Origin of the sequence: Mycobacterium sp. UM_Kg27 (assembly GCF_000972905.1) — a bacterium.
Classification (GTDB): domain Bacteria; phylum Actinomycetota; class Actinomycetes; order Mycobacteriales; family Mycobacteriaceae; genus Mycobacterium.
This window is the reverse complement of sequence record NZ_JRMM01000239.1, coordinates 1-2,515: the sequence shown is the minus strand read 5'-3', so window position 1 is coordinate 2,515 and position 2,515 is coordinate 1. Positions and strand designations below refer to the sequence as shown.

4 protein-coding genes are annotated in these 2,515 nt (G+C 68.1%); all 4 read right to left on the bottom strand.

The genetic code is table 11. The features are described 5' to 3' along the window. Window positions 1-27 precede the first annotated feature (27 nt). Window positions 28-507 carry a type II 3-dehydroquinate dehydratase gene (aroQ, locus tag LI94_RS20840; RefSeq protein ID WP_024442173.1) on the bottom strand — a complete coding sequence of 160 codons (480 nt, stop codon included), beginning with the start codon at window positions 505-507 and terminating at the stop codon, window positions 28-30. Further along, window positions 504-1,610: a 3-dehydroquinate synthase gene (aroB, locus tag LI94_RS20835; RefSeq protein ID WP_164517987.1), complete on the bottom strand. Its 1,107-nt coding sequence runs from the start codon at window positions 1,608-1,610 to the stop codon at window positions 504-506. Before aroB ends, aroQ begins: the two co-directional genes overlap by 4 nt. Continuing rightward, window positions 1,607-2,218 (bottom strand): shikimate kinase, encoded by a 612-nt coding sequence (locus LI94_RS20830; RefSeq protein WP_024442171.1) that lies wholly within the window; start codon window positions 2,216-2,218, stop codon window positions 1,607-1,609. The genes aroB and LI94_RS20830 overlap by 4 nt, the downstream gene beginning before the upstream one ends. Before the next feature lie 3 nt (window positions 2,219-2,221). Beyond that, the coding region (locus LI94_RS20825) for a chorismate synthase (RefSeq protein ID WP_046302426.1) at window positions 2,222-2,515 on the bottom strand (294 nt) is incomplete at its 5' end.

The window sequence follows — 2,515 nt, the reverse complement described above, 5'->3', positions numbered from 1 at the left end:
GATGTGTATAAGAGACAGCACCGAGACTCAGTCTGACAGCGCGGTATCCGAAAACGAGTCCGCCGCAGACTCACCTTCCGACGACTCGACCAAGTAGCGCAGCGCCAGCAGGTAACCCCGCACTCCGAAGCCGACGATCACGCCGTTGGCAATCGGGCTCAGGTAAGAGTGCCGCCGAAACTCTTCGCGCGCATGCACATTGGAGATGTGCAGCTCGATGAGCGGGGCGGGCAGTTCAGCGCAGGCGTCCCGCAGCGCCACCGAGGTGTGGGTCAGCCCGCCGGCGTTGAGGATCACCGGTTCGGCGGCGTCGGCTGCGCAGTGAATCCACTCCAGCAGCTCGGCTTCGCTGTCGCTCTGACGCACCACCACATCGACCCCGAGTGCGGCCGCTTCCCGCTCGATCAGCGCCTGCAGATCCGCATAGCTGGTGCTGCCGTAGACGTCGGGCTCGCGCCGGCCCAGCCGTTGCAGGTTGGGGCCGTTGATGACGTTGATCCGGTTCATCGCCGCTCCAATCGGAATCGCCGGCCCACCTCGTCGTAGGCGGCCGCCAGCAGCATCGGGTCAGGTCCCTCCAGCCGGCCCGGCTTCGCCAGGCCGTCGAGCACCACGAAGCGCAGCACACCGGCCCGAGTCTTCTTGTCCCCCATCATGTATTCCAGCAGTGCCGGCAGCGCGTCCTCGTAGTAGCTGACCGGCAGTCCGAGCGACAGCAGGATCGAGCGATGCCGGTCCGCGGTCGCGTCGTCGAGCCGTCCGGTGATGCGGGCCAGCTCGGCGGCGAACACCAGACCCACCGACACCGCGTCGCCGTGGCGCCATTGGTAATGCTCCAGCGCTTCGATCGCGTGCGCCAGAGTGTGGCCGTAGTTGAGGATTTCGCGCAGATCCGATTCTTTTTCGTCGGCGGCGACCACCTCTGCCTTGACGGTGATGGCCCGCCTGATCAGCTCGCCGAGCACCTCGCCCGCCGGATCCATCGCGGCAGTCGGATCGGCCTCGATCAGATCCAGGATCACCGGATCGGCGATGAAGCCGGCCTTGACGATCTCCGGCATGCCCGCGACGATCTCGCGCTGCGGCAGCGTCTCCAGGGTGGCCAGGTCGACCACGACGGCGGCCGGTTGGTGGAACGCACCGACCAGGTTCTTGCCGGCTTCGGTGTTGATGCCGGTCTTACCGCCGACCGCGGCGTCCACCATGGCCAGCAACGTGGTGGGCACATGCACGATCGAAATGCCGCGCAGCCAGGTCGCGGCGGCGAATCCCGCGACATCGGTGGCGGCGCCGCCGCCGAGACTGACCAGCGCGTCACGGCGGTCTAGGCCGATGCGGCCCAGCACGTCCCAGATGAAGCCGAGTACCTGCAGCGACTTGCCGTCTTCGGCGTCCGGGATCTCGATGCGGTGCGCTTCGATCCCCTTGTCGGACAGGTAGGTTCGGATGCCCTCGGCGGTCGCCTCCATGGTCGGCTGATGCAGGATAGCGACCTTGTTGCGCCCGGCGAGCAACCCGGCGAGATCACCGAGCAGGCCTTTACCGATCACCACCGGGTACGGCGGGTCGGTGGCCACCGTCACGGTGATCGGCTCGGGAATGTCGGTCACTTGCGTCCTCCGGTCTGTCGTGCGGCCACGGTGGCGGGTGTAGGTGGCGAATCGGCGGGCGTCGGTGCTGCCGGTTGCGGGTGCGTCCGGTCGGCGGGGGCGCCGGCCTCCAGCCGAGACACGATATAGCGCACCACCGCACCCGGGTTACGCCGGTTGGTGTTGACCCGGATCGTCGCGAGCCGTCGGTACAGCGGCACCCGCTGCGACATCAGCTCACGGAACTTCTCGGCCCGGCCGGGGCCGGCGAGCAGGGGCCGTACCGTACTCCCGCTGGTACGACGTACGCCTTCGGCGGCGCTGATCTCCAGGAACACCACCGTGTGTCCGGCCAGCGCTTCGCGTACCCCGGGGGTGGTGACGGCTCCCCCGCCGAGCGACAGCACACCGGAATGCTCGGCCAGCGCCTCCCGGATCACGTCTTCTTCGATGCGACGGAATTCCGGTTCGCCATCGGTGGCGAAGATGTCGGCGATGGTACGACCGGTGCGGGCCTCGATGGCGGCATCGGTGTCGAGCATCTCAACGTCGAGAGCCTTGGCCAGGCGCCGTCCTATCGTGGATTTGCCCGCCCCGGGCAAACCCACCAGAACCGCTCTGGGCGCCATGGGCTACCCCGAGGCCCGTTCCTGGTCCGCCGCCGGCACCCGGTCGGCCACCGAACGCCGGTAGGCCTCGATGTTGCGCCGGGTTTCGGTCAGCGAGTCGCCGCCGAACTTGTCCAGCGCGGCGCGGGCCAGGACCAACGCGACCATGGCTTCGGCCACCACGCCGGCGGCCGGCACCGCGCACACGTCGGAGCGTTGATGGATCGCGACCGCTTCCTCGCCGGTGGCCATGTCGACGGTGGCCAGGGCGCGCGGCACCGTGGAGATCGGCTTCATCGCCTGTCTCTTATACACATC

Bases quoted from the DNA above. Each gene is read 5' to 3' on its own strand.
- LI94_RS20830 (WP_024442171.1), bottom strand. From the start codon at position 2,218: ATGGCGCCCAGAGCGGTTCTGGTGGGTTTGCCCGGGGCGGGCAAATCC.
- aroQ (WP_024442173.1), bottom strand. From the start codon at position 507: ATGAACCGGATCAACGTCATCAACGGCCCCAACCTGCAACGGCTGGGC.